At 47.3% G+C, this 1,050-nt stretch carries 2 protein-coding genes; both read left to right on the top strand.

The genetic code is table 11. The annotated features are described in order from the left end of the window. Nucleotides 1–586: DUF1444 family protein (locus tag ACWHAR_RS23055; RefSeq protein ID WP_452087943.1), on the top strand; the 586-nt coding region annotated here is incomplete at its 5' end. 18 nt (nucleotides 587–604) lie between these two features. After that, on the top strand, nucleotides 605–1,050 hold a 446-nt coding region (ytpR, locus tag ACWHAR_RS23050), incomplete at its 3' end, for a YtpR family tRNA-binding protein (protein ID WP_452087942.1).

Below are 1,050 nucleotides of genomic sequence, written 5' to 3'. Positions count from 1 at the left end.
CATGAAAGGCCAGTCGCAGGAAATGGAAGGACGGGAAAGCCTGATCTATCCCGTCATCCGCTCAACTTCCTTTCCCGAGAAGTCCAGCGCAGGCGTTCCCTTGGTTTTTGTCGGCCACACGGCTGAAACACGAATTTACTATGCGCTCGACCTTGGCAACACATACCGTCTGATCGACGAAAAAATGCTTGAAAAAGAGGGCTGGACAAAAGAAAGGATTCGGGAAACAGCTTCCTTTAACCTTCGCTCGCTCCAGACCGTTGTCAAAGAAGACGAAGTCGCAGGCAATCACTTCTACTTTTTCAGAGCGAATGACGGCTATGACGCCAGCAGGGTGTTGAACGAATCGATTCTCGCAGAGTATGAGAAAAACGCGGAAGGGACCCTCGCCGTGTCAATTCCGCACCAGGATGTGCTGATTATTGCCGACATCCGCAATAATGCCGGATACGATATACTCGGGCAAATGTCGATGAGCTTTTTTGCAAACGGCACAGTGCCGATCACTGCGCTTTCTTTCCTGTATGAGGATGGAAAGCTTGAACCGATCTTTATTCTGGCTAAAAACCGCCCTAAAAAGAAATGATAGAAAGGAATTTTTCTCATGAACGCATTTTATAATCCAGAAGGCGTAGGCGATACGCTGCTCATCTCATTGAACGATATTCCATGTGAAGAGATCGCTTTTGAGCGGTACGGAGACGTCGTGAAAATTTTTCATAAAGACACAAAGGAAACAGCAGGCTATAACATTTTTAATGCCTCCTCATATTTGAGCATTGAGGAAAGCGGAGCTATTGCGCTTTCCGAATCCTTTGTCCAGGATGTGAATGAAATTCTGGTCCGCAACGGTTTGAAAGACGAGCTGACCGTCGACCTTTCTCCGAAGTTTGTGGTCGGATATGTTGAAGAAAAAGAAAAGCATCCGAATGCCGATAAATTAAGTGTTTGCAAAGTGAATGTAGGGAGCGAGACGCTGCAAATCGTCTGCGGAGCTCCCAATGTTGAAGCCGGCCAAAAAGTCGTCGTTGCCAAAGTCGGCGCCGTGAT

It is taken from the genome of Bacillus sp. LR--39 (assembly GCF_053613335.1).
Note: the sequence above shows the minus strand (reverse complement) of the source record. Positions and strands in the feature narration are given on the sequence as shown.